The 25,811-nt window shown below is 60.1% G+C and carries 16 protein-coding genes; 6 read left to right on the forward strand and 10 right to left on the reverse strand.

Annotated features, from left to right (window positions below):
* Window positions 1-282 precede the first annotated feature (282 nt).
* Window positions 283-1,053, forward strand: a complete 771-nt coding sequence (locus AC3WWR_RS01625; RefSeq protein ID WP_020796193.1) for a ParA family protein — start codon at window positions 283-285, stop codon at window positions 1,051-1,053.
* A 133-nt stretch (window positions 1,054-1,186) separates the two neighbouring features.
* On the opposite strand, the gene trxC is transcribed toward AC3WWR_RS01625, so the two are convergent.
* The 4 genes from trxC to AC3WWR_RS01645 form a co-directional block, all read right to left on the reverse strand.
* Entirely contained in the window at window positions 1,187-1,621 is a 435-nt protein-coding gene (gene trxC, locus AC3WWR_RS01630) for a thioredoxin TrxC (RefSeq protein WP_033045286.1), read from the reverse strand.
* Window positions 1,622-1,693: 72 nt separating this feature from the next.
* On the reverse strand, window positions 1,694-3,157 hold the full coding sequence (selO, locus tag AC3WWR_RS01635) for a protein adenylyltransferase SelO (RefSeq protein WP_020796195.1): 1,464 nt from the start codon (window positions 3,155-3,157) through the stop codon (window positions 1,694-1,696).
* Between the two features lie 48 nt (window positions 3,158-3,205).
* Window positions 3,206-6,556: a mechanosensitive channel MscK gene (gene mscK, locus AC3WWR_RS01640; protein WP_033045285.1), complete on the reverse strand. Its 3,351-nt coding sequence runs from the start codon at window positions 6,554-6,556 to the stop codon at window positions 3,206-3,208.
* 34 nt (window positions 6,557-6,590) lie between these two features.
* Window positions 6,591-8,333 carry a potassium/proton antiporter gene (locus AC3WWR_RS01645; protein WP_033045283.1) on the reverse strand — a complete coding sequence of 581 codons (1,743 nt, stop codon included), beginning with the start codon at window positions 8,331-8,333 and terminating at the stop codon, window positions 6,591-6,593.
* A 355-nt stretch (window positions 8,334-8,688) separates the two neighbouring features.
* Here AC3WWR_RS01645 and AC3WWR_RS01650 point away from each other — a divergent pair, with 355 nt between their 5' ends.
* The 3 genes from AC3WWR_RS01650 (at window position 8,689) to AC3WWR_RS01660 (ending at window position 11,254) form a co-directional block, all read left to right on the forward strand.
* Entirely contained in the window at window positions 8,689-8,919 is a 231-nt protein-coding gene (locus AC3WWR_RS01650) for a hypothetical protein (protein ID WP_033045282.1), read from the forward strand.
* Window positions 8,916-9,215: a cell division protein ZapA gene (locus AC3WWR_RS01655; protein ID WP_033045280.1), complete on the forward strand. Its 300-nt coding sequence runs from the start codon at window positions 8,916-8,918 to the stop codon at window positions 9,213-9,215. The genes AC3WWR_RS01650 and AC3WWR_RS01655 overlap by 4 nt, the downstream gene beginning before the upstream one ends.
* Before the next feature lie 101 nt (window positions 9,216-9,316).
* Window positions 9,317-11,254 carry a methyl-accepting chemotaxis protein gene (locus tag AC3WWR_RS01660; protein WP_033045279.1) on the forward strand — a complete coding sequence of 646 codons (1,938 nt, stop codon included), beginning with the start codon at window positions 9,317-9,319 and terminating at the stop codon, window positions 11,252-11,254.
* Window positions 11,255-11,367: 113 nt separating this feature from the next.
* Here AC3WWR_RS01660 and AC3WWR_RS01665 read toward each other — a convergent pair whose 3' ends face one another.
* The 3 genes from AC3WWR_RS01665 to AC3WWR_RS01675 form a co-directional block, all read right to left on the reverse strand.
* Complete coding sequence (locus tag AC3WWR_RS01665; RefSeq protein WP_033045278.1) at window positions 11,368-13,170, reverse strand: acyl-CoA dehydrogenase; 1,803 nt, start codon at window positions 13,168-13,170, stop codon at window positions 11,368-11,370.
* A gap of 242 nt (window positions 13,171-13,412) precedes the next feature.
* Window positions 13,413-17,363 (reverse strand): trifunctional transcriptional regulator/proline dehydrogenase/L-glutamate gamma-semialdehyde dehydrogenase, encoded by a 3,951-nt coding sequence (gene putA, locus AC3WWR_RS01670; RefSeq protein WP_020796202.1) that lies wholly within the window; start codon window positions 17,361-17,363, stop codon window positions 13,413-13,415.
* 51 nt (window positions 17,364-17,414) lie between these two features.
* Complete coding sequence (locus AC3WWR_RS01675; RefSeq protein ID WP_020796203.1) at window positions 17,415-17,549, reverse strand: hypothetical protein; 135 nt, start codon at window positions 17,547-17,549, stop codon at window positions 17,415-17,417.
* A gap of 274 nt (window positions 17,550-17,823) precedes the next feature.
* On the opposite strand from AC3WWR_RS01675, the gene putP reads away from it, so the two are divergent.
* Together putP and AC3WWR_RS01685 are read left to right on the forward strand one after the other, a co-directional pair.
* Entirely contained in the window at window positions 17,824-19,308 is a 1,485-nt protein-coding gene (putP, locus tag AC3WWR_RS01680) for a sodium/proline symporter PutP (RefSeq protein ID WP_033044748.1), read from the forward strand.
* 338 nt (window positions 19,309-19,646) lie between these two features.
* On the forward strand, window positions 19,647-20,483 hold the full coding sequence (locus AC3WWR_RS01685) for a 23S rRNA (adenine(2030)-N(6))-methyltransferase RlmJ (RefSeq protein ID WP_020796206.1): 837 nt from the start codon (window positions 19,647-19,649) through the stop codon (window positions 20,481-20,483).
* A 46-nt stretch (window positions 20,484-20,529) separates the two neighbouring features.
* Here AC3WWR_RS01685 and msrA read toward each other — a convergent pair whose 3' ends face one another.
* The 3 genes from msrA to AC3WWR_RS01700 form a co-directional block, all read right to left on the reverse strand.
* A complete protein-coding gene (gene msrA / locus AC3WWR_RS01690) occupies window positions 20,530-21,177 on the reverse strand; it encodes a peptide-methionine (S)-S-oxide reductase MsrA (protein ID WP_020796207.1) in 648 nt (215 codons plus the stop codon).
* 62 nt (window positions 21,178-21,239) lie between these two features.
* Window positions 21,240-23,933: a putative bifunctional diguanylate cyclase/phosphodiesterase gene (locus AC3WWR_RS01695; RefSeq protein WP_033044221.1), complete on the reverse strand. Its 2,694-nt coding sequence runs from the start codon at window positions 23,931-23,933 to the stop codon at window positions 21,240-21,242.
* A gap of 230 nt (window positions 23,934-24,163) precedes the next feature.
* On the reverse strand, window positions 24,164-25,558 hold the full coding sequence (locus AC3WWR_RS01700) for an alkaline phosphatase D family protein (RefSeq protein WP_033044222.1): 1,395 nt from the start codon (window positions 25,556-25,558) through the stop codon (window positions 24,164-24,166).
* Window positions 25,559-25,811 lie beyond the last annotated feature (253 nt).

Consider the following 25,811-nt stretch of genomic DNA (forward strand, 5'->3'; position numbering starts at 1 on the left):
CGCCGAGTGGTGCGCATTATCCCGGTGCGACGAACGTGTAGCAAACACTGGTTACGTTTTGCTCGATGAGATGTACCGGTCAGTTCACAAAAACTGAACGTTTGGCAATTATTCACATTTTCATCGGGCCGTCTGTCGGCTCAGGTCTCGGCGTATAGTGCCCCCAGCGGCTTTTTCCGTAAGAAAACACTGATGACCATGTAGTCCATGCGCATGCGAGCTAGCGAAGCCATGCCCTGCACCACTACACTCGGTCATTCTTTGGTACACGGAGGTTTTGCAATGCGGCGCGTGGTGTTCAATCAGAAAGGTGGCGTGGGCAAATCCAGTATTGCCTGCAATCTGGCGGCGGTCAGCGCCAGCGAGGGCTATCGCACCCTGTTGGTCGATCTCGATGCCCAAGCCAACTCCACTCAGTACCTGACGGGACTCACCGGTGACGATATCCCGATGGGTATCGCCGATTTCTTCAAGCAAACCTTGTCCTCCGGGCCTTTTGCCAAGAAGAACCAGGTCGATATCTACGAAACGCCGTTCGACAACCTCCACGTCATCACCGCCACCGCCGAGCTGGCCGACTTGCAGCCCAAGCTTGAGGCCAAGCACAAGATCAACAAGCTGCGAAAGTTGCTCGAAGAGCTTGATGGTGATTACGACCGGATCTACCTGGATACACCGCCGGCCCTGAACTTTTATGCGGTTTCTGCGTTAATTGCCGCCGATCGTGTGTTGATTCCCTTTGATTGCGACAGCTTCTCCCGCCAAGCACTTTACGGTTTGCTGGCAGAAATAGAAGAACTGAAGGACGACCACAACGAAGGCCTGGAAGTCGAAGGCATCGTGGTTAACCAGTTCCAGGCCCGTGCGAGCCTGCCCCAGCAAATCCTCGACGAGTTGATCGCCGAAGGTCTGCCGGTGCTACCGGTGTACCTGGGCAGTTCGGTGCGCATGCGCGAATCCCATCAGGCCAACATGCCGCTGATCCATCTGGACCCGCGGCACAAGCTGACACAGCAGTTCGTTGAGTTGCATAACTTGCTGGAAAACACCTGATTCCCAAGGTCAAAACGAAAACACTGTGGGAGCGAGCCTGCTCGCGAAGGCAGGAGTTCAGTCAACAGAGACGTTGGATGTGAATCCCTCTTCGCGAGCAGGCTCGCTCCCACATTTGGTTTTCGGGTGGCCTTTAGATCCCCTGGCTACGCAACCAGCTCATCAGTTGCGGTAACGGGAACGCCCCGCTCTGGCGGGCGACTTCCCCACCGTTCTTGAACAAAATCAGGCTCGGTATCGAGCGAATCCCCAGCTGCGCCGACAATTGCTGGTTCGCCTCGCTGTCCAGCTTGGCCAGCCGACACTTGCCGGCCAATTGCCCTGCCGCCTGCTCGAACACCGGCGCAAACGATTTGCACGGTCCGCACCAGTCTGCCCACACATCCACCAACAGCGGCAGATCGCCTTTGATCTGACTGGCGTAATCACCTTGCTTGAGTTCGAAGGGCTTGTTCAGCAGGACCTCGGCCTTGCAACGTCCGCATTTTGGATGGTCGCCCAGGCGCTCGGCGGGAATGCGGTTGAGGCCGTTGCAGTGGGGGCAGGGGATGAGGAGTGGGTCGGTCATGACGGATGTCCAGTGAGGAGCGAGTAGTCTGTATCTGGAGCCACTCGCTTGTATTTTCAATCGCGCGGCACTTCACGACGAACAACTGATCTCCAGATGCTTGCCCCATTCCGGCGGCCTCTCGGCGTAGCTCTCCATACCGGGTTGTTCGTCGAACGGCTTGCTTAGCACCGCGTGCAGCCGGCGGACTTCCGAGTAGTCGCCGCTCTCTGCCGCATCGATGGCCTTTTGCGCCAGGTAGTTGCGCAGGATGTACAGCGGGTTGACCGCATGCATCCGGGCGCGCCGCTGCTCCTGATCCACCTCGCCTTCCCGGGCCACTCGGGCGACGTAGCGCTCGCCCCAGGCATCAAAACCCTTGAGGTCGACGAAGTCATCGCGCAAATGGCCAACGGCCGCTTCGGGGGCTTTTTCGCCCAGGCGCCGGAAGAACAGGCTGTAATCGACGCCGCTGTTCTGCATCAGTTGAAGCAATTGCTCCAGCAGCTTCTGGTCGTCCTCTTCGGCGGTGGTCAGGCCGAGACGGCGGCGCATCAGGTCCAGGTAATGAGCCTGGAACAGCGGCAAGTACAGGCCGAGGGTTTCGCGCAGGGCCTCGACGCTGATGAACGGTGTCAGCGCCTGGGCCAGGGCGCTGAGGTTCCACTGGCCAATGGGCACCTGGTTGCTGAATGAATAGCGGCCCTGGTCATCGGAGTGGTTGCAGATGAAGTTGGCGTCGAAATCATCGAGGAAGGCGAATGGGCCGAAGTCGAAGGTAATGCCGAGGATCGACATGTTGTCAGTGTTCATTACGCCATGGCAGAAACCGTAGGCTTGCCACTTGGCGATCAGTTCGGCATTGCGCTCGACCACTTCGCGGAACATCGCCAGGTACGGTTCCGGTTGTTCCAGGCACTGCGGGAAGTGCATGGCCAGCACATGGTCGCCCAGGATTTTCTGCTGCTCGGGACGTTTGGTGTAGTAGAAGTATTCGAAATGCCCAAAGCGTACATGGCTCGGTGCCAGGCGCAGGACCATGGCCGCGCGCTCTTGTTTTTCGCGCCAGACCGGGGTGTCGGAGCCAATCACGCACAGCGCCCGAGTGGTCGGGATGTTCAGGGCCTGCAGGGCTTCGGAGGCGAGAAACTCGCGGATCGAGGAACGCAGCACTGCGCGCCCATCGCCCATGCGCGAAAACGGCGTCTGACCGGCGCCCTTGAGGTGAAGGTCCCAGTGCTCGCCGGCCTCGTTGTACACCTCGCCCAGCAACAGGCCGCGACCATCGCCCAGTTGCGGGTTGTAGGAACCGAACTGGTGACCGGAATAGACCATCGCCCTGGGAATCGCGTCAGCCCAGAGTTTGTGACCACTGAACAGCTCGGCGAACTCTTGGGTTTCGGCCACGGCGGGGTCGAGGTCGAGCAGCGCCATGGCAGCGGGGCTTGCGACCACGAGACGTGGGTTATCGATTGGCTCGGGCAGCACATGGGCGGAAAAGGCATCGCCCAAGCGGTCGAAGCGATTGTCGAAGGTCAGTTCGTCGAGGGCTTTCAAAGGCCGGCTCCAGCAGAATGTCCGAGCATTCTGCTGGGGAATGGCCGGTTAGTCGAGTTTGGCGGAAGGTGGCTCTTGCACCGGCTTGCCATCGACCAGTGGCACGATGGTTTTCGCTTCTGGCTCGATCGGCACCATCTTGTATTCCTGGCCGTGGAGATTCTTGAGGTAGACCTCCATCTGGCGGAAGGAGATGTTGATGTGCTGCTTCTTGAACTCGCGGTTGATGAAGCGGTTGACCTCATCGAGCACCGGGTTGCGGTCGCCGAGGTCGCGCACGTGCATGCGCAGCTCGTGGTCAAGAGTGCTTTCGCCGAAGTTGAGGAAGTACACGTGCGGCTCGGGCTCCTTGAGCACCCGCGGATTTTCCCGTGCAGCCTTGAGGAGCAATTCCTTGACCAGGTCCAGGTCCGAGCCGTAATCGACCCCGAGCTTGAGCGTGACCCGGGTGATGGTATCGGTCAGCGACCAGTTGATCAGTTGCCCGGTAATGAACGTCTTGTTCGGGACAATGATGTCCTTGCGGTCGAAGTCGGTGATGGTGGTGGCACGGATGCGAATCTTGCTCACCGTACCCGACAGGTTGCCGATGGTGATGGTGTCACCGATGCGCACCGGGCGTTCGAACAGGATCATGATGCCGGAGATGAAGTTGGCGAAGATTTCCTGCATACCGAAGCCGAGGCCGACCGAGAGCGCCGCGACCAGCCATTGCAATTTGTCCCAGCTCACGCCGAGGGTCGACAGGGTAGAGACGAAACCAATACCGGCGATCAGGTAGGACAGCAGCGTGGTGGTGGCATAGGCGCTGCCTTGGGCCAGGTTCAGCTTCGAGAGCACGAACACCTCCAGCAGGCCGGGTAAGTTGCGCGCCAGGGCAAAGGTGATACCGATGATGATCAGTGCACCGAGCATGTCGCCGATACTGATCGGCACCATGCTCATGTTGGCACCGGTGCCGCTGGTGTATTCGTAAAGGGTGATGTTGTCCAGGTACGAGAACACCGTGATCAAGTCGGCCCAGACCCAATACAGCGCAGCGATGAAGCCACCCAGCAGCGCCAGGCGGATCAGGCGCAGGGATTGTTCGTTGACCTTCTCGATGTCCATCGTCGGTTCTTCGATGACCGCTTCGCCGTCGCCGGCCTCTTTCGCCGCCTGGCGTTTGGCCAGGGCGCGCTGGTAAGCCAGGCGCCGTGCCGCCACGCTCAGGCCGCGCACGAAGGTCGCTTCGATCACCAGCCAGAACATCAGCAGGTAAAGGGTATTGATCAGTCGGTCGCTGAGTTTGAGTGCGGTGTAGTAGTAGCCGAAGCACACGGCCACGAACAGCGCGATGGGCAGCGCGGTAAACAGAATGCCCAGGACCTTGCGGAACAACGAGGCGTTTTCATGGGTCGGGCTGCTGATCAGCAAGCGACTGAGCAGCCAGGTCATCAAGGCGTAGCAGATCAGCACCACCGGCATGCCGAGCACGTCATCGGCCAGTGCCGCCGGTTGCAATTCCGCTACCGCCACCACGGTGACCAGCGCCATCACCACCATGCCAAGGCGGCGGACCCAGCCCCGGAGGAATTCGACCTGGGGTTTTTCCCAACGGAAATGCAGTTCCGCCACCCCACCCGGCGCGAGGATTCGGTAGGCGGTGTAGAACACCAGCCACGCCCCGGCCATTTGCAGCAAGGCCGCGCCCATGCTCGCGTTCTGCCCGCGGGCGTCGATTTGCAGGGCCAGGCCGCACAAGGCGAGGGCCAGTGACACCGGCATGGCCAGCAGGATGTTGATCAGAATCGCCTGGGGTGTGTGCCACTGGCTGTCGCGCTTGAAGTGGCCTATGTCCTGGTGAACCTTGTTCAGGCGGGCATACAGCTGCTTGCGTCGCCATAGCAGGGCACCAATCAGCAATGCCAGCGGCAGGAACAGCAGTGGACGCTGGGTCAGGCCGTCGACCAGTTCACTCAGGCTCGAAGCCCAGGGCAGGGTATCGACCTGACGGCTCAGGCGCTCCGGCACAGTACTGAACCACTCCACATCCAGCGGTTTGTTACTGGGAATCCAGAACATCTGCTCGTCGAGTGTCGCCCGCAAGCTTTGCGCGGTACTCAGCAGTTGTTTCTGATTCAGTTGCAGGGTGATGGATTCGTTGAGTACCGCGCTCAGTTCGCGGTTCAGCCGCTCCAGCAGGTCGGCACGGGTGGTGGCCAGCTCCAGCAGGCTCTTGCGCAATTGCGGGGTGACCTGCTCGGGCGGTTGGGTCGACAGCAGGTTGTCGACGTAGCTCGCCGGGTTGCTCAGCAGCTCCCGTTGCTGGCTGACTTCGAATTGATACAGGCGAATGTCGGCGATCTGGTCCGCCAGGTCACGGTCGACCCGCAGGCGTGGCAAGGCCTGTTTCTGCTTGTAGAGAATCTTGGACAGCAGCAGGCTGCCCTTGAGCACGTTGATCTGCTCGTCCAGGGCCGAATCGCTCTGGGTCAAGCTGTCCAGTTGTTGCTTGGTTTGCAGGTTTTTCTGCGTGACTTCGTTGAGGCGGTCGGTGCTTTTGAGCAGATAGTCCGAGAGTTTCAGGTTCGCCGTGCTTTCGACGGCCAGCAGGCTGCTGCCGCCGGCCTTCTGCGCTTCGATCGATTGCTGGGTGACCGTTTCCTGGGATTGTGCGAGGCGCTTCTGGTTGATCAGGTTTTGCAGCTCTTGGATTTCCTGATCCAGGCGATCGGATTTTTCCGTCAGCAGGTCATGCTGGCTATTGCCCAAGTCTTGCAGCTGAGTGTTGCTCGCCAGTTCCTGGCGGCGCAGCGGGATCAGGGCGTTCAGCGCCATGAGCTCGGCATTGAGCTGGTCGCGCTGCTCGGCACTCAGGGTTTTGCCGGCGTCTTTGCCGGCCTTGAGGATGTTGTTGATCTGCTGGATGCGCGTCTGGCTGGCGGAAATTTCCCCTTGGGCGCGTTCGGGGCGAGTCTGGGCGGTAATGATCAGGCTGTTAGCGTCGCCCAGGGCTTTTTGCAGATCGCTTTGCTGGGTCGAACGTTCGGTGAGCAGTTGCTCAAGTTGCTGAATCGACTCTTTGGCAAAACGTTGCGCCACCGGTACCACGCTGCTGGCCTTCAGGCGGGCCAGTTCGCGTTGGTTCTCAATGGTCAGTTTGGGCGCGCTGGCCAGCTGTTGCTTGAGCTCGACCAGCTTCTGCTCGTAATCACGCTGATTGTTGAGCTGTGTCAGCGTGCTCTGCAGGACGGATTGCAGGGCCTTTTGATCGGCTTCCGGCAGTTTGCGGTCGGCGATCTTGTCCAGGCTTGCCTGTACGGATTCACGGGTGGGCGGTTCGGCGGCTTGTACGGTACCGACAGAGAGGCTCAGGCCCAACAGGACCATGACGAAAAACGTGCGCAGGCTTGACATAGTGACCGATCGAAAACGAGACGAAGAATGGAGTTTAGAGGAAGAGTCCCGGGCCGGGGCGACTTCCTTCGGGAAATCTGACGCCCACTTTGCCGATCTTGTTCCCTTCCATGGCCGCAACGGTCCAGATGGTGTTGTTCCATTCAACCTGGTCACCGACCACGGGCGCACCCCCAACTTTCTGGGCAATGAAGTGCCCCAGGGACATGTCCGGATCGATGCCTTCGACCTTCAACCCGTACAGGGCGGCAACAGCGGCCAGCTGGGCGTCTCCTTCAAGGACGAAGTCGCCGAAGAAACGCAAATCGAGGCCCCGCTGCGGCGCCTGGCTGAACAGTTTTCCGAGGGCCGGCAGGTTGTGTTCATGGCCTATAACACACAGCAAATCATCGACTTCCAGCACCGTACTACCCGACGGATGGAGCAGTTGTTCGCCACGAAACAGGGCTGCGATACGGGTGCCTTCGGGCATTTTCAGCTCGCGAAGGTGCGAACCGATGCACCATTTCTCGGCGCCGAGGCGATAAACGAACAGTTCCCACTCGCTGGTGACGTTCACTTCCAGGGCCGAGCGGGAGATTGGCGCAGGCTCGGGTGGCACCGTCACCTTCAGCAGTTTGGCGATCCACGGCAAGCTTGTGCCTTGCACCAGCAGCGATACCAGCACGATAAAGAAGGCGAGGTTGAAGTACAGCTGGGCGTTGGGCAGGCCCGCCATCAGCGGGAACACCGCCAGAATGATCGGAACCGCACCGCGCAGTCCAACCCAGGAAATGAACGCCTTTTCGCGCCCGTGAAACGCCTTGAACGGTAGCAGGCCGACCATCACCGACAACGGCCTGGCAAACAGGATCATCCATAGCGCCAGCGCAAGTGCCGGCAGGGCAATCGGCAACAGATCGTGGGGCGTGACCAGCAGCCCCAGTACCAGGAACATGCCGATCTGCGCCAGCCAGGCCATACCATCGAGCATGTGCAAAATGCCGTGACGGCTGCGCACCGGACGGTTGCCGATAACCAGGCCGCACAGGTACACGGCCAGGAACCCACTGCCGTGCAGGGCGTTGGTCAGGGCGAACACCACCAGGCCGCCGGCAATGACCAGGATTGGATAGAGACCGGTGGCCAGGTTGATACGGTTGACCAGTTGCAGCATTAGCCAACCGCCCCCCAGGCCGATGATGCCGCCGATGCCGAACTCGCGCAGCAGGTGCGTCAACAGGCTCCAGTGCAGGCCGGTCTGGCCGCTGGCGAGCATGTCGATCAGGGTCACGGTGAGGAACACCGCCATCGGGTCGTTGCTGCCGGATTCGATTTCCAGGCTGGCGGTCACCCGTTCGTTCAGGCCTTTGCCGCCTAGCAGGGAAAACACTGCGGCGGCGTCAGTAGAGCCGACAATGGCACCGATCAGCAGGCCCTGCATCAGGTTCAGGTCGAACAGCCAGGCCGCGGCCATGCCGGTCAGCCCGGTGGTAATCAGCACGCCTACAGTGGCCAGCGACAGCGCCGGCCACAAGGCCACGCGAAAACTCGATACGCGAGTACGCAAGCCACCGTCCAGCAGGATTACCGCCAATGCCAGGTTGCCGACCAGATAAGCGGTGGGGTAGTTGTCGAAGATAATGCCGCCGCCATCGACGCCGGCGGCCATGCCCACGGCCAGGATGATCACCAGGATCGGGATGCCGAGGCGCGACGAAAGTGAACTTACCAGGATGCTCGCACCTACCAGCAACGCGCCGATCAAGAACAGGCTGTTGATGGTCGTCGCATTCAAAGGCAGTACTCCGGAAGGCTGAAAAGCGGGCACAAACTGACCATGCAGTCTGCGTGCCAGCGATTCTAACCTGTTGAAATGTGATGCTGTCAAAAAGCTTTTGCCAATCAAATGATCGCAGCCTGCGGCAGCTCCTACAGGAACACGCGAATCTCTTGCAGGGCTGGCGAAGGCTGCGATCTTTTGCGCTTCATGGCGACGAACTGCAGGAACCAGATGGGACAATCACAGTCTCTACAGTTCGCGAGAAGGGTCACTGGTCAGGAAAATCAAGGCCTTGCGCCTGTTTAACCCTGGCATCCACCGTGACTTTTCTTTATCGTACGCGCCCTTTGAAAATGCCCGGAAAATCAAAATGTTGGAAGCATCCCTAAGCCAATTGGAACAACTGGTCAGCGATCTGGTGCAACAGAACCAGGCCTTGGTCAGCACTAACCAGACCCTGAGCGCCGAACTGGCCCAGGCCAAGGATGAAAACGAAAGCCTGCAACTGAGCCTGATGGAACAGGAAGAGAAACAAGGCGCCACCGTGGCACGCATCCAGGCCCTGGTTGAGCGCGTCAGCGCTGGCCCTGTCAACGCATGAGTTATGGCCCAGGTGTGAAAGTCGTCTCGATCCTGGGGGAAGACTATTCGATCAAGGCACCGGCCGGGGAAGAACAGACCCTGCTGGACGCCGCATTGATGTTGAAGGCTGCCCTGGCCGAGACCAAGAAGAAGTACCCGACCCTGATCGGTGACCGACTACTGGTGCTGGCCGCTATGAATCTGTGTTCCCAACAGATCGAAATGCAAAAGCGCCACAAGCAGGAACTCGACCGTTACCAAGAGCAAGTCAGCGCCACGGTTGAAGTGATTTCCAAGACGATCAATCAGGTCTGATCGGCTTTGCGCACAACCAAAGAATAAAATTGTCGATTTAGTTGTATACAATCGGCACGGCTGTTGCAGTGTTTCAGCCTCTTATTCTTTGGGGGTGCTCCATGCAGTTCTGGCGACGCAGTATTCAGTGGCAGTTGATCCTGAGCATGGGCACCGCCCTGTTGGTCAGCATTCTGATCGTGGTTGGCATTTATACCCTCGTGGTCAACCGCCTTGCTCAAAGCTATCTGGTCGAGCAAGCCTTGCCGTCGAGCATCGAGGCGATGCGCAACGACATCGAACGCATCCTTGTCCAGCCTCTAACCGCCGCCAAGGACATCGCCAGCAACAGCATGGTGCGCGACTGGCTGGCCGCGGGTGAAGACAGTGCCCAGGCCGGCACGTTTACCACTTACCTCGAAGGCGTGCGTGCCGAACACAAAGCCTTTACCGCGTTGATGGTCGGCACGGCTACCCGCCATTACTTCAACGAAAAAGGCCTGGACCGTACCCTCAGTCGTTCCAATCCAAAAGACGCCTGGTTCTATGCGTTCCTCGACAGCGACCAGCCGCGCACCCTTAATATTGACAACGACGCGGCCACCGGAGAATTGGCGCTTTTCATCGACCTTAAAGTCGAGAAGGCCGGGAAGGTCGTGGGCGTCGCCGGACTGGGCCTGAGCATGAAAGAGCTGTCCGAGCTGATTCACAACTTCAGCTTTGGTGAGCGTGGCAAGGTCTATCTCGTGCGCTCCGACGGTTTGATCCAGGTGCATCCCGAGACTCAATTCAGCGGCAAGCGTACTCTGGTCGAACAAATCGGCGGCTCGGCGGCACAAGCAGTCATGGGTCAAATAGTTGCCACCAGCAGCGGTTTTTCCCGTGAGGGTGAGGATTATCTGGCGCTGAGTCTGCCGTTAAGGGATTTGGGCTGGACCCTGGTGGCCGAAGTGCCGCAATCGCAAATCTACGCCGAGGCCCGTCGCGCCATGTGGATGAGCGGTGGTATCGGCCTGGCGGTGGCCCTGGTGTGCTTGTTGCTGGTGGTGTTGCTGGCCCGTGGCCTGGTACGACCGATTCGTCAGGTAACAGCGGCACTGGTGGCCATCGGTAGCGGTGGTGGAGATTTGACCCATCGGTTAGATTCCAGCCGCGCCGATGAGCTGGGCGACCTGGCGCGCGGGTTCAATCGCTTCCTGGAAAGCCAGCGCGGAATGATCGGCGAAGTGCTGACCACCAGCGACCGCTTGCGCGCAGCGGTCGGGCAGGTGGCACGGGTGGTGGATAACACCGCAGAGCGTTCCGGGCGCCAGCAGGAGATGACCGACATGGTCGCCACCGCGGTCCACGAAATGGGCCTGACTGTGCAGGAAATTGCGCAAAACGCCGGCAACGCGGCAGTCGTTTCGCAAAACGCCCGTGATGAAGCAATGCAGGCGCGGGAAGTGGTCGGGGGTTCGATCCGCCATATTGAAAGCATGTCCGATGAAATCGGCGTCGCCGCCAGCGCCGTGGGCGCATTGGCAGACCAGGTTGCATCGATTGATCAGGTGCTCGCAGTGATTCGCGGAATTTCCGAGCAGACCAATTTGCTGGCGCTGAACGCCGCTATCGAAGCGGCGCGGGCCGGCGACATGGGACGCGGATTCGCGGTGGTGGCCGATGAAGTGCGCACCCTGGCGCGACGCACGCAAACATCCACCGACGAGATTCAGCAGATGATCGGCAGCCTCAAGCAGGGCGCGGAGAACGCGGTGTCGTCGATGCATTCCGGCCAGGCCGCGACGGGCACGGGTGTCGAGTCGAGCCAGCGCACCGGGGCTTCGTTGACGGCGATTACCGGGCAGGTCGAGCGCATCAGCGACATGAACCACCAGGTGGCGACGGCGACGGAAGAGCAGTCGGCGGTAACGGAAGAGATCAACCGCAACGTGCAGGGGATTTCCGATCTGGCGCGGGCGACTGCCGGGGAGGTCAAGGCTTGTCGGGAGGATTGCCTGACGTTGCAGCGATTGGCGGATGATCTGGCGCGGCAGATGGGTGGGTTTCGTCTGAGCTGATCTGTTGTCGGTGATGTCCTCTTCGCGAGCAGGCTCGCTCCCACAGTGTCACGCGTTCAACTGTGGGAGCGAGCCTGCTCGCGAATGGATTTCGGCAGCACCTCAGACTTGGATCAGAACCACTCATCCTGCATGCCCAGGCAAACATCATCCCGCGCCTCAAGAATCGTCAACTCATGGTGGCAAGCCGGGATTTCCCAGGTCAGGAAGTACCGCGCCGCCTGGAGCTTGCCTTTATAGAAGTTCACATCGACCGCATTGCCTTTGGCCAGCCCTTCCTCGGCGCGAATCGCCTGTTCCAGCCAGCGCCAGCCAATTACCGTGTGACCAAAAACTTTCAGGTACAACGCCGAGTTAGCCAAGCTGCTGTTGACCTTGCCCTGGGCCAGGTCGGTCAGCAAGCCAATGGTCACGGCCTGCAGGCGCGCCACCAGTTTCTCCAGTGGTTCACGCAGCGCGGTCAGCGAGTCATGGGCGTGCGCGCGCTCGGCGGTGTTGGCGATCAGGCGGACCAGTTGTTTGAGGCCCGCACCGCCGTTCTGTGCCAGTTTGCGCCCCAGCAGGTCCAGCGACTGAATGCCGTGGGTGCCTTCGTGAATCGGGTTCAGACGGTTGTCGCGGTAGTATTGTTCCACCGGGTATTCGCGGGTGTAGCCGTGGCCGCCGAGGATCTGGATCGCCAGTTCGTTGGCCTTCAGGCAAAACTCCGACGGCCAGGATTTGACGATGGGGGTCAGCAAGTCCAGCAGTTCATGGGCCTGTTTGCGTTCGGCCTCGGTCTCCAGTGTCGTGGTGTCATCAAACAGCCGCGCCGCGTACAGCCCCAGGTCGAACGATCCTTCGACGTAGGCTTTTTGCGTCAGCAGCATGCGCTTGACGTCGGCGTGCTGGATGATCGCCACCGGCGCGGTGTTCGGGTCCTTGCTGTCCGGCACGCGGCCCTGAGGGCGCTCGCGAGCGTATTCCAGCGAATACAGGTAGCCGGCGTAGCCAAGCATCACCGCACCCATGCCGACGCCGATTCGCGCCTCGTTCATCATCTGGAACATGTAGCTCAAGCCCTGATGCGGCTTGCCCACCAGATAGCCTACGCACTCGCCATTATCGCCGAAGTTCAGTGCGGTTGAGGTGGTGCCGCGCCAGCCCATCTTGTGGAAAAGCCCCGCCAGCAGCACGTCGTTGCGCTGGCCGAGGCTTCCGTCATCGTTGACCAGGAATTTGGGCACGATGAACAGCGAAATGCCCTTCACCCCGGCAGGTGCATCCGGCAGCTTGGCCAAGACCATGTGCACGATGTTTTCCGACAGCGGATGATCGCCGCCGGAGATGAAGATCTTGTTGCCCTTGAGTCGATAGGTGCCGTCGATCGCAGGCTCGGCTCGTGTACGAATATCCGACAGCGACGAACCTGCGTGGGGTTCGGTCAGGGCCATGGTGCCGAAGAAGCGGCCGTCGATCATCGGTTGCAGGAAGCGGCGTTTCTGCTCCTCGGTGCCGAAACTTTCGATCAGGTTGGCCGCGCCCATGGTCAGGAACGGGTAGGAGGTCGACGCCGCGTTGGCGGACTGGAAATGCGCGAAGCAGGCTTGCGACAACAGGGTAGGAAGTTGCATGCCACCAGCGTCGAAACTGCGCGCTGCATTGAGGAAGCCGGCTTCGAGGAACGCCTCGACTGCCGGTTTCACTTCCGGAATCAGGATTGCCTGACCGTCCTCATAGCGCGGCTCGTTCTCGTCACCCTTGCGATTGTGCGGGGCGAAGAACTTCTCGGCGATGTTGCGGGCGGTGCCCAAGGCGGCATCGAAGGTTTCGCGATTATGTTCGGCGAAACGCTCACGCTGGGTCAGGCCCTCGGCATCGAGGACTTCATACAGCTCGAAAGCCAGATTGCGGGAACTGAGCAACGTCTCGGACATGGCGGCCTACCTTTTGTTGGAGTAGGGCGAGTCTAGGCGGGGGAATAGAGGCTGAACAGGATGATTGATCTGCGTGATGGTGACTTAGCAGACGCCATAAGTAACTGTGGGAGCGGGCTTGCCCGCGATGGCGTCAGACCAGTCAACATCATCAGTGACTGATACATCGCTATCGCGGGCAAGCCCGCTCCCACAGGGTATTGCGTGCCGGGCGGCTATTGCGGCAGCCCGGTTTATCGGTTTTAGCCGATGGTCATCAGGCTGGCGTTACCGCCGGCAGCAGCGGTATTGACGCTCAACGCACGCTCGATCACCAGGCGCTCCAACGCAATGTTGGTTTCACCCTGCGACAGACCCTGGACGCCGACAATGGCACCGGCACGCTTGGCCACTTGCTGGCAAACCGCGCGCAACTGGTCGGAATGGCCGTGATGCAGAACCGCATCAATCACCACGTCGTCCTTGTTCCAGTCGGAAACCAGCTTGATGCGCGCCTGGATGTCTTTCGGCAGACGGGCGAGCAAGGCCTTGGTCAGTTCAGCTTCCGGCCATACCGCCGAACCGCCGACAGCCAATACCGCAGCCAGTTGCGTCAGCAGGTCGCCTTCGACTTCCGCCAGGCACAGCACGTGCTCGCGCGGCAGGATCGCATAGCTGTTACGTTCGCCGGTCGGGCCGGCCAGGACGCGGGTGATACCGCTTTGCGATTGTGCGGCGAACTGCGCGCACAGGGTGCTCAGGTCGGCGAACTTGTTGCTGTCGGCCCAGGCTTTCAAGGCGGTCAGCGGTTTGCTCATGGCATCGCGAAGGCGAACGTCCGGTGCTACGGCAGCGTCGCCGCGAGCGAAGGATTGTTCGATCGCATCGGCAGGGCGGGTCGACAGCAGGCGGTACAGGTACAGCGGACCACCGGCTTTCGGGCCAGTACCCGACAGGCCTTCGCCGCCGAATGGCTGCACGCCGACCACGGCACCCACGATGTTGCGGTTGACGTAGACGTTACCGGCATTGACGTTGTCGATCACCTTGGCGATGGTCTCGTCGATACGGGTGTGCACGCCCAGCGTCAGGCCGTAGCCGGAAGCGTTGATTTGGGCAATCAGTTGATCGATGTCCTTGCGCTTGTAGCGCACCACGTGCAGCACCGGGCCGAAGATCTCCCGTTGCAGTTCGTCGAAGCTTTCCAGTTCGATCAGCGTCGGCATCACGAAGGTGCCGCGTTTAACTTCTTCGGCGTCGGCGATGGCCACCTGGTACACGCTGCGACCTTTGTCGCGCATGGCCTGGATGTGCTTCTCGATGCCAGCCTTGGCTTCGGCGTCGATCACCGGGCCGATGTCCACGGACAGGCGCTCAGGGTTGCCGAGGCGGCTTTCAGCCATGGCACCCTTGAGCATTTCGATCACGCGGTCGGCAGAATCTTCCTGCAGGCACAGCACGCGCAGGGCCGAGCAACGCTGGCCGGCGCTATCGAAGGCCGACGAAACCACGTCGATCACCACCTGTTCGGTCAGTGCCGAAGAGTCGACGATCATCGCGTTCTGGCCACCGGTTTCGGCGATCAGCGGAATCGGACGACCCTGGCTGTCCAGGCGACCGGCAATGTTGCGTTGCAGCAGGCGCGCAACTTCGGTGGAGCCGGTGAACATCACGCCTTTGACGCGATCGTCGCCCACCAGTCCGGCGCCGACGGTTTCGCCACGGCCCGGCAACAGTTGCAGGACACCTTGTGGAATCCCGGCCTCGAGCAGCAGGCGCACGGCTTGAGCGGCGACCAGCGGCGTCTGTTCCGCAGGCTTGGCCAATACCGGGTTACCGGCAGCCAGCGCCGCAGCCACTTGGCCACTGAAGATTGCCAGCGGGAAGTTCCACGGGCTGATGCACACCACCGGACCCAGCGGGCGGTGGGCATCATTGGTGAAATCGTTGCGAGCCTGCACCGCGTAATAACGCAGGAAGTCCACGGCCTCGCGCACTTCGGCGATGGCGTTGGCGAAAGTCTTGCCGGCTTCGCGAGCCAGCAGGCCCATCAGCGGCTGGATCTCGGCTTCCATCAGGTCTGCGGCGCGTTCGAGGATCGCGGCGCGTTCGGCCGGCGGGGTAGCCTGCCAGATCGGCGCGGCGTTCAGTGCGCACTGGATCGCATTGTCGACGTCTTCGACAGTCGCTTCCTGTACGTGGCCAACCACGTCACGCAGATCGGACGGGTTCAAGACGGGTGCAGGGGTTTCGCTGCTGGAAGCGCAACCGAGCATCGGCGCGGCCTTCCAGTTGTTGTGCGCAGTAGCCAGCAGAGCGCAGGACAAGGACGCCAGGCGATGTTCGTTGGCCATGTCGATGCCGCTGGAGTTGGCGCGCTCGGAGCCGTACAAATCGCGCGGCAGCGGAATGCGAGGATGCGGCAGGCCGAAGCCACCTTCCACGGTCGCCATCTGCTCGATGCTTGCTACCGGGTCGGCCACCAATTCCTGGATGGAAATCGACTGGTCGGCAATACGGTTGACGAACGAGGTGTTGGCGCCGTTTTCCAGCAGGCGACGTACCAGGTAAGCCAGGAGGGTTTCGTGGGTGCCGACCGGTGCGTACACACGGCACGGACGGTTCAGCTTGCCTTCGGAAACCTTTCCTACAACTTGTTCGTACAGCGGTTCGCCCATGCCATGCAGGCACTGGAACTCGTACTGGCCCGGGTAATAGTTCTGACCGGCAATGTGATAAATGGCCGACAGGGTGTGGGCGTTGTGCGTGGCGAACTGCGGGTAGATGACTTCCGGCACCGACAGCAGTTTGCGTGCGCAAGCGATGTAGGACACGTCGGTGTACACCTTGCGGGTGTAGACCGGATAGCCTTCCAGGCCTTCAACCTGGGCGCGCTTGATCTCGCTGTCCCAGTACGCGCCTTTCACCAGGCGGATCATCAGGCGATGACGGCTGCGGCGAGCCAGGTCGATCACGTAGTCGATCACGTACGGGCAACGCTTCTGATAAGCCTGGATCACGAAACCGATGCCGTTCCAGCCCGTCAGTTGCGGCTCGAAGCACAGGCGCTCGAGCAGATCCAGCGACAGCTCGAGGCGGTCGGCTTCTTCGGCGTCGATGTTCAGGCCGATGTCGTATTGCTTGGCCAGCAGGGTCAGCGACAGCAGGCGCGGGTACAGCTCATCCATCACGCGCTCGTACTGGGCACGGCTGTAGCGCGGGTGCAAGGCCGACAGCTTGATCGAAATGCCCGGACCTTCATAAATCCCGCGACCGTGGGACGCTTTGCCGATCGAGTGGATGGCTTGTTCGTACGAGGCCAGGTACTTCTGCGCGTCGTGCTCAGTCAGTGCGGCTTCACCGAGCATGTCGTAGGAATAGCGGAAGCCCTTGGCTTCGAACTTGCTGGCGTTGGCCAGGGCTTCGGCAATGGTCTCGCCGGTGACGAACTGCTCGCCCATCAGGCGCATGGCCATGTCGACGCCCTTGCGGATCATCGGCTCGCCGCTCTTGCCGATGATGCGGCTGAGGGACGAAGTCAGGCCCGCTTCGTTATGCGTGGACACCAGCTTGCCGGTCAGCAGCAGGCCCCAGGTCGCGGCGTTGACGAACAGCGACGGGCTGTTGCCCAGGTGTGGCTGCCAGTTGCCGGTACTGATCTTGTCGCGGATCAGGGCGTCACGGGTGCCTTTGTCCGGAATGCGCAACAGCGCCTCGGCCAGGCACATCAGCGCCACGCCTTCCTGGGACGACAAGGAGAACTCTTGCAGCAGGCCCTGGACGATACCGGCACGGCCGCCGGCGCTCTTCTGGTTGCGCAGTTTTTCCGCAATAGAGGCAGCGAGCTTGTTGGTGGCTTCGGCCATCGGCGCCGGCAGGCGAGCCTGCTCGATCAGCATCGGCACCACTTCCGGTTCCGGGCGACGGTACGCGGCGGTGATCGACGCACGCAAGACCGATTGCGGCAGGATGCTCTCGGCGAACTCGAGGAAGCACTGGTGCGCGTGGTCGACATGGACGTCGCCCGCTTCGTCAGTGTCTCGGGCGATACCGTTGAGCTCGGACAGGGTTGCACCACCCTCGAGTTTTTCCAGGTAATTGAAAATTGCCTGCTTGATCAGCCAGTGCGGCGTGCGATCAATCGAGGTCGCGGCAGCCTTGAGGCGTTCGCGGGTCGGGTCATCGAGTTTGACCCCAAGGGTGGTGGTAGCCATGTTTTTATCCTCATGTTTGCCACGACTGCGTGGCATCAGCTGGCGCAAAGATTAGCCGTGTGATGAATGAGGTGCAACCGGGTGCAACCCTTTTTTTACGGGAATAAACGGCAGTTCGTCAGGAAAAAAATTCCACTGCGCCATTACCGCATTGCCTTGGTGCTTTTTGGATGGATAGACGATCATTCTTGCTCCGAAAAGGAGCAAAAACCCTGGTTTGATATAAATTTCCGACTAGGTGCAACTTATTCCCCAGAAATGGGTTGCACCTTATTTGCTTTGTTGCATAGCATTCGCGCCCAAGGTGCAACCAGTCGCAAGACCGGTGTGCCGGCCGATGGCTTTCCTGGGGAAACATCGGTCATAAATGCGCGGGATCCCGGATCGTCTGTCAAATGTCACCGTTTGCCAGCGCTTCACCAGCCGCCGCTACATAAAAACAAAGCCAGGGCATCACTCAATGAGCGTAAGCAATCCAACCCTGATCACGTTCGTGATCTACATCGCAGCAATGGTGCTGATCGGCTTCATGGCCTATCGCTCCACCAACAACCTTTCCGACTACATCCTGGGCGGCCGTAGCCTGGGCAGTGTCGTGACCGCGTTGTCCGCCGGTGCATCCGACATGAGCGGCTGGTTGTTGATGGGCCTGCCGGGCGCCATCTACATGTCCGGTCTGTCCGAGAGCTGGATCGCCATCGGCCTGATCATCGGGGCTTACCTGAACTGGCTGTTCGTCGCCGGCCGTCTGCGCGTGCAGACCGAGCACAATGGCGATGCGCTGACCCTGCCGGACTACTTCTCCAGCCGTTTCGAAGATAAAAGCGGCCTGCTGCGGATCATTTCCGCCGTCGTAATCCTGGTGTTCTTCACGATCTATTGCGCTTCCGGCATCGTGGCTGGAGCTCGTCTGTTCGAAAGCACCTTCGGCATGTCCTACGAGACTGCGCTGTGGGCCGGTGCTGCGGCGACGATTGCCTACACCTTCGTCGGTGGTTTCCTGGCAGTCAGCTGGACTGACACCGTGCAAGCCACGCTGATGATCTTCGCCCTGTTGCTGACGCCGATCATCGTGCTGCTGGCCACCGGCGGCGTCGACACCACGTTCCTGGCCATCGAAGCGCAAGATCCAAGCAACTTCGACATGCTGAAAAATACCACCTTCATCGGCATCATCTCGCTGATGGGCTGGGGCCTGGGCTACTTCGGCCAGCCGCACATCCTGGCGCGTTTCATGGCGGCCGATTCGGTGAAGTCGATCGCCAAAGCCCGTCGCATCTCCATGGCCTGGATGATCCTGTGCCTGGGCGGCACCGTGGCTGTCGGTTTCTTCGGTATCGCCTACTTCTCGGCCAACCCGGCCGTGGCCATGCCGGTCAGTGAAAACCATGAGCGTGTGTTCATCGAACTGGCCAAAATCCTCTTCAACCCATGGGTTGCCGGCGTTCTGCTGTCGGCCATCCTGGCTGCCGTCATGAGCACCCTGAGCTGCCAGTTGCTGGTGTGCTCGAGCGCCCTGACCGAAGACTTCTACAAGACCTTCCTGCGCAAATCCGCTTCCCAGGTTGAACTGGTCTGGGTCGGCCGCGCCATGGTGCTGCTGGTTGCCCTGATCGCCATCGCCATGGCGGCCAACCCGGAAAACCGTGTACTGGGCCTGGTGAGCTACGCCTGGGCAGGTTTCGGTGCCGCATTCGGTCCGGTCGTGCTGATCTCCGTGATCTGGAAAGACATGACCCGCAACGGCGCACTGGCTGGCATCCTGGTCGGCGCGATCACCGTGATCGTCTGGAAGCACTTCGAACTGCTGGGTCTGTACGAAATCATCCCTGGTTTCATCTTCGCCAGCCTGGCGATCTACATCGTCAGCAAGCTGGGCACGCCGACTGCTGGCATGCTGCAGCGCTTTGCTGCGGCTGAGGCGGATTTCCGTCTGAACAAGTGATGGGGATGAGCTGAGGCTCTAACCTTTCGCAAAAACGGCCCGTCTCCTACAGGAGGCGGGCCGTTTTTTTTTGGGGGTGGGCAGAAGGCTAATGGCAGGTCCATTTCTTCCTTGCCTTGCTCTGCGCCATTGCGTTGCGCGATGGATGCGATGTGCTGGATGTGGTTGGGCACTGGTTACGGGGTCGGCCTTCAGCAGGGGTAGGTAATGCCACAAGGTCAAGATCAAAAGATCGCAGCCTTCGGCGGCTCCTACAGGGCTGGGTTCGCCACTCAGCCGCGAGCTCCTGACTTGCCGCCCAGTAAAAGGTAAACTTGCCGGCCTTCGCAGGAGCAACCATGAATTATCGCCACGCCTTCCATGCCGGCAATCACGCCGATGTGTTCAAACACCTGACCTTGACCCGCCTCATCGCCCTGATGTCGCGCAAGGAGCAGCCGTTTGCCTATCTCGATACGCACGCCGGCATTGGCCTGTACGACCTCCAGGGCGATCAGGCCAGCCGGACCGGTGAGTATCTGGAAGGCATCGCGCGTTTGTGGGATCAGCCGGATCTGCCGATCCTGACCGCCGATTACATGCAGGTGTTGCATGAGATGAACCCGGACGGCCAGTTGCGCTTTTATCCGGGCTCACCGGAGTTGGCGCGGCGCCTGACGCGCCCGCAGGACCGCGTGTTGCTCAACGAGAAGCATCCGGAAGATGGCGTGCTGCTCAAGGACAACATGGCCGGTGATCGTCGGGTCAAGGTGCATCTTGGCGAAGGCTGGCATGTGCCGCGGGCGTTGCTGCCGGTGCCGGAGAAGCGTGCGGTTATGTTGATCGATCCGCCCTTCGAAAAACTGGATGAGATGCAGCGCTGCGCCGCGGCCTTGAAAGAGGCGGTTGGGCGGATGCGCCAGACTGTGGCGGCGATCTGGTACCCGGTTAAGGATCAGCGTGCGTTGCGTCGTTTCTATCAGGACCTGGCCGGTACCGGTGCGCCGAAGTTGTTGCGGGTCGAGTTGCTGGTGCATCCGCTGGATACGCCGAACAGCCTCAACGGCTCCGGTCTGGCCATTGCCAATCCGCCGTGGGGGCTGGAGGAAGAGTTGCGTGAGTTGCTGCCGTGGTTGTCCGAGAAGCTTGGGCAGACCCAGGGCGGGTGGCGGATGGATTGGTTGATCGCCGAATGAGGCGATGATCGTTCCCACGCAGAGCGTGGGAACGATCGGTCAGTGGTCAGATCGGGCAGGTCACGCCGGTGCCGCCAATGCCGCAATAGCCTTCAGGGTTTTTCGCCAGGTACTGTTGGTGGTACGCCTCGGCGAAATAGAACGTCGGCGCTTCGTCGATTTCGGTGGTGATGATGCCCTTGCCGGCCTTGGTCAGTTCGACCTGGAACACCTGTGCGCTTTTTTTCGCGGCTTCCAGTTGGGTCGGGTTGGTGGCGTAGATCACCGAGCGATACTGGGTGCCGAGGTCGTTGCCCTGGCGCATGCCCTGGGTCGGGTTGTGCAGTTCCCAGAACATCTTCAGCAGCGCTTCGTAGCTGACTTTCGCCGGCTCGTAGACCACCAGCACGACTTCGCTATGGCCGGTCAAGCCGGAGCAGACTTCTTCGTAAGTCGGGTTCGGGGTGAAGCCGCCAGCGTAACCCACGGCCGTACTGACCACGCCTTCACGCTGCCAGAACTTGCGTTCCGCGCCCCAGAAGCAGCCAAGGCCGAAGATCGCGAAATCCACATCCATCGCGAATGGACCCAGTAGCGGGGCGTCGTGGACGAAGTGTTTTTCCGGCACGGTCATGGGGGTTTCGCGGCCAGGCAGAGCTTGTTCTTTTGTTGGGAGCACGTTTTTGTTCACCAGAATTTCCGAGCGCAGAACCATCGTCAGTCCTCTCAGTCGTTGGAATAATCAGAAATGCAGTTTGCCCGAGTGTTGACGCGATGTCAGGCAATCGGGCCGCGCGGATAGCGTTTGAGCTTGTCGATCAGGTCGAGGCCCGGGATCGGTTGGTCGAACAGGTAGCCCTGGCCGACGTCGCAACGGTGGCGACGCAGGAAAGCCAACTGCTCGGCGGTCTCGATGCCTTCGGCCACGACCTTGAGTTTAAGGTTGTGGGCCATGGCGATCACCGCGGAGGTGATTTCCATGTCGTCCTGGTTATCCGGGATTTCGTGAATGAAGCTTCGATCGATCTTGATGATATCGATGGGGAATTTTTTCAAGTAACTGAGCGACGAGTAACCGGTGCCGAAGTCGTCCATGGCCAGGGTCAGGCCCAGGCGCTTGAGCTGGTCGAGTTGCAGGCGAGTGTCTTCGGTGGCTTCCAGAAGCAAACCTTCGGTCAGTTCCAGCTCCAGCAAGCTCGCCGGCAGCGCTTCCTCCTTGAGGATGTTGGCGATGGACGCTACCAGGTCCGGGTCGGAGAACTGCTTGGGTGACAGGTTGATCGCTACCTGCAGGTTGCCCAGGCCGGCGGCGCTCAGCGCTTTGCTCATGCGGCAGGCCTGGCGGGCGATCCATTTGCCGATCGGAATGATCAGGCCGGTTTCTTCGGCAACACTGATGAACTGGTCCGGGCGGATCATGCCCTTTTCCGGGTGGTTCCAGCGCAACAGCGCCTCCATCCCCAGCAGGCGACCGCTGCGCAGGCAGAGCTTGGGTTGGTAGAACACGTCCAGTTCGTTCTGGGTCAGGGCGCGGCGCAGGTTGTTCTCGACGAACAACTTGTAGCTGGCTTCGGCGTTCAGGGCCTCGGTGAAAACCTGCACCTGATGTTTGCCGTTGGCCTTGGCCTTGTGCAGGGCCAGGCCGGCGTTACGCATCAGGGTCTGCGGGTCTCGCCCATGCAGGGGCGCGCAAGCCAGGCCAACCGAGCCGGTCACGCTGATCAGCTGGTTGTCGACGAACATCGGTTTGTCGAGGGTCGTGAGCAACTGGTTGGCGACCTGCTGCCCGAGTTCAAGGCCAGTGTTGTCAAGCAAGACCGCGAACTCGTTGCTGGCAAACCGCGCCAGGCTGCCGCCCGGGTTGAGGCTGTTGCGCAGGCGCCGGGCCAGGCTGATCAGCAGCTTGTCGCCGGTCTGGTGGCCGAGGCTGTCGTTGATCCGCTTGAAGTTGTCGATGTCCACCAGTAGCAGGCTGATAGGCGCGTCGCTGTCGCGGGCGAAGCGTTCATCGAGGTTGCGGATGAAAGCCGGGCGGTTGCCGAGGTTGGTCAGGTTATCGGTGTAGGCCAGGCGCTCGATGCGTTGCTGGGCGAGCTTGGTCTGTGTGATGTCTTCGTAGATACCGATGTAATGGGTCAACTCGCGGTTGTCGCCATAGACCTTGGATATCGACAACTGACCCCAATAGGGTTCGAGGTTTTTGCGCCGACTCTTGAATTCCCCCTGCCAACTGTTGCTCATGGCCAGCGCCGAGGGCGCGTCGAACAGCAGTTCACTGAGGTTCTCCAGTGCCGGCAGTTGCGCCAGGCGCTGGCCGTGGACTTCTTCGGTGGTGTACTGGGTGATCGCCGTGAAGCTTGGGTTGACGTACTCGACGATGCCATCGCAATTGACCAGCAAAAAGGCGTTGGCGCTTTGCTCGACCGCACGCTGGAACAGATGCAGGGCGCTGGTGGCGGTGCGTCGATTGTGATTACTGATGACCTGGGCGAACTGATCCGCCAGCTCGCCAGCGAAGGCGATTTCGTCCTGCTGCCAGGCGCGGGTCGCGCCGGTTTGCTCCAGGCACAACACGCCGACCACCTGGCCGTCGACTCGAATGCTGGCATCGAGCATCGCGTTGACATCACGCGAGCGCAGGCTTTCGGCGATTTCCCGGGTGCGCGGGTCGCGCATGGCGTTGTGGGCGTCGATGGCGCGACCGGTATGCAGGGCGTCGAGGTAATCGGGGAAACCGCTGGCGTCGATCGGCGCCGGCAGCAGGTATTCCTGGGTTGAGCGGTGGTAGGCCGAGATGGGGGCCAGCATCGATCCTTCCAGGTGCCAAAGGCTGGCACAGTCGATCTGGTAAATCTCACAGGCGCTACGGGTGATCAGTTCGGCGGCTTCCTGCAGGGAATTGTTGCTGCTGTAGCGCTGGCGGGTCAGCAGCAGGATCAGGTCCTGCTGGGCACGGACCCGATCCAGATGCTGCAATTGTTCCAGCTGGGCGCGCTGATTGAGTTCGAGGGCGATTTGCAGGCGCGAGTTCTGGGTTTCGAGATCCAGCGCTGGCAGCAGTGGGTCATCCTCGAACAGGCCGTCGATGACCAGCAGGTAGCCGCGCAGCAGATGTCGATTGTGTTGTTTGTAGGCTTCACCCAGCTCCAGCAGGTTCAACGCGCCCGAGGCGGTGTGCAGGGTGTAGCGGATCAGATAGTGGGTGCTCTCGCTCAACTGCGCCTGGATCGCGTCATGCAGCTGATAGCGTGCTTGCGGCTCCATCAGGCTGGCGTAGGGCGAACCGACCAGGGCGCACAATTCCACGGCCGGCAGGCCGAACTGGCGTTCGCAATTGGGATCGAGAAACAGCAGTGCCCAGCTTGGTTCGTTCAGCCGTTCGAAACGCAGCATGCCGAGCCGCGAGGGCACAGGCAACTGCGTCACTACCTCGGCCACCATACGGCTGGCGGCATCGGGTTGGCTTTTCATGGAGGGGACTCGCTTCGAATTTGCTGATCGCGCCGGGCTCTCGCCCTCTTTACTGTTGCCTGCGGCAAGGTTGCATCATTGCGACACTGACTGACAAGAGAGATGAAGGCCAAGTGCTATAAGAATATGTCGGCAGAGGAGAAGATTTCTCCAGCACGCGACTAAAAGATTGGATTGAGCCGAAAAGATCGCATCCTGTAGGCGCTGCCGCAGGCTGCGATCTTTGCTTTTTAATGCAGCGAAATAGCGATCGATTGCAAAAGGCCGCCATCCCGGTCGTGATATCGCACGTGAAGCTGTTCCGTATCGACGATCACATGCGCGAAGTTATCCTGGCTGATGACCTTGCCCGTCAATTCGTGCCGATAATTGCCTTGAGCGGTTCGCGCGAGCGGCTGATCCAGCAGGAAGGTAGACGCTTGCGCATAGGGCAGCAGTTTGCTGTTGCACAGGGGCGAGGAGACGATGGTATGAACTTCAAACGCCGGGTCCTCGCTGTGGGTCAGGCGGCTGATCAGTGAACCATGGACGTCGCCTGAAACGATAAAGACATTCTTGATCGCGTGTGCCCGAATGGTTTCCAGCAGCCGTAGTCGTTGATCGGGGAAACCTTTCCAGGCGTCATTGTCCGGGCGTTTGCTGTCGGGGTAGAACATGACGCTGGTGACCACGAATTTGACCCGGGCCGAACTGTTGATCAGCCAGGTGCACAAGGCCTGCTCCTGCTCGATATCGAGGATGCGTCGGTCGCTGGCTGCAAGATTGCGCCGTGTTCGGCTGTCGGTGACAAACCACTCGATATCGCCATCGGCGAACAAGTACCAGTATTTGTCCAGCTTCCTGTTGATTTGGCCATCGGCGCAGAGTGGGTGTGACGGACCATGGCTGGCCTGGTAGATCTCATAGGCGTTTATCGCATTGGCATATAGGAAGCCATCGGACTTGTTTCTGTTGGCCGGCCAATTGTCTTCGATCTCATGATCGTCCAGGATCATGTAAGTCGGCAGATTGGACATTAACTTTGCGATGTTTGGCTGGGAAAAAGCCACGCGATACTTGAGAAGAATATCCTTGAGCTCGCGGTCCGGAGCAATGAGGTTCAAGTCATCGACATAGATCTGGTCGCCGGTCATCAGCATAGCGCTGATAGGCGGATCGGCCTGCTCGGCCAGTCTTGAGATTGTCGCGAACATCCTGTCACCCAGATGCGGTTCGGCGGCAATGCCTGCGGTGAGGCGTAGATAGCGACAAGAACCCACGACATAGGCCCTGGATTTTCCTGCCTGGTTCGAGCGGGTACGCAGGCGATGAATCCGCCCTGGCCATTGCAAGCTCAGTTCCTGCATTGCCTCGGCAGAGCACACAGGCTGCATCGCGCTGAACCATCCAGCCTGATATTCATACACGGTGTCGGCAGCCAGGTCGCTGAGAGCCAGGACGGCGGACATGTCCCGGGCTTTCTCGAGTTCAGCGAAAATTCCGTTTGACCAATGCTCGTCATCGAGTTGCCGATAGCGAATGCCGGCGAATGCATGGGCGCCTTTACTTAATTCTCCACGCAAGAATATACGTGCATGGTTCGTGGTGGTGTGGCCAATGATTGGCCCGACAGTTGGTTTGAACATATTCGAATCCATTCGGTTTTTAATCAATTGGCTTTAAATGGCCTTGCAGGCAAGGCTAGTTATTTGGCCTTGAAAAATACCGGGCGGAAATGGATTCGACTTGTGGGGGATATCAGCCACAAATGTAGGAAAGTATCTGTTGAGGTTAGAACGCCGGACAAAAAAAAGCCCCGCCAAATTGGCGGGGTTGAGGTACGAGCGTGGCGCTCGGAAAACGTGAAACGCGACAGGCCCTCCCGTGAAGGAGGGCCCG

This window comes from Pseudomonas sp. EB271-G4-1, assembly GCF_058791355.1.

Bases quoted from the DNA above. Each gene is read 5' to 3' on its own strand.
- AC3WWR_RS01625 (WP_020796193.1), top strand. From the start codon at position 283: ATGCGGCGCGTGGTGTTCAATCAGAAAGGTGGCGTGGGCAAATCCAGT.
- trxC (WP_033045286.1), bottom strand. From the start codon at position 1,621: ATGACCGACCCACTCCTCATCCCCTGCCCCCACTGCAACGGCCTCAAC.
- mscK (WP_033045285.1), bottom strand. From the start codon at position 6,556: ATGTCAAGCCTGCGCACGTTTTTCGTCATGGTCCTGTTGGGCCTGAGC.
- AC3WWR_RS01650 (WP_033045282.1), top strand. From the start codon at position 8,689: ATGTTGGAAGCATCCCTAAGCCAATTGGAACAACTGGTCAGCGATCTG.
- AC3WWR_RS01655 (WP_033045280.1), top strand. From the start codon at position 8,916: ATGAGTTATGGCCCAGGTGTGAAAGTCGTCTCGATCCTGGGGGAAGAC.
- AC3WWR_RS01660 (WP_033045279.1), top strand. From the start codon at position 9,317: ATGCAGTTCTGGCGACGCAGTATTCAGTGGCAGTTGATCCTGAGCATG.
- AC3WWR_RS01665 (WP_033045278.1), bottom strand. From the start codon at position 13,170: ATGTCCGAGACGTTGCTCAGTTCCCGCAATCTGGCTTTCGAGCTGTAT.
- putA (WP_020796202.1), bottom strand. From the start codon at position 17,363: ATGGCTACCACCACCCTTGGGGTCAAACTCGATGACCCGACCCGCGAA.
- AC3WWR_RS01675 (WP_020796203.1), bottom strand. From the start codon at position 17,549: ATGATCGTCTATCCATCCAAAAAGCACCAAGGCAATGCGGTAATGGCG.
- putP (WP_033044748.1), top strand. From the start codon at position 17,824: ATGAGCGTAAGCAATCCAACCCTGATCACGTTCGTGATCTACATCGCA.
- AC3WWR_RS01685 (WP_020796206.1), top strand. From the start codon at position 19,647: ATGAATTATCGCCACGCCTTCCATGCCGGCAATCACGCCGATGTGTTC.
- msrA (WP_020796207.1), bottom strand. From the start codon at position 21,177: ATGGTTCTGCGCTCGGAAATTCTGGTGAACAAAAACGTGCTCCCAACA.
- AC3WWR_RS01695 (WP_033044221.1), bottom strand. From the start codon at position 23,933: ATGAAAAGCCAACCCGATGCCGCCAGCCGTATGGTGGCCGAGGTAGTG.
- AC3WWR_RS01700 (WP_033044222.1), bottom strand. From the start codon at position 25,558: ATGTTCAAACCAACTGTCGGGCCAATCATTGGCCACACCACCACGAAC.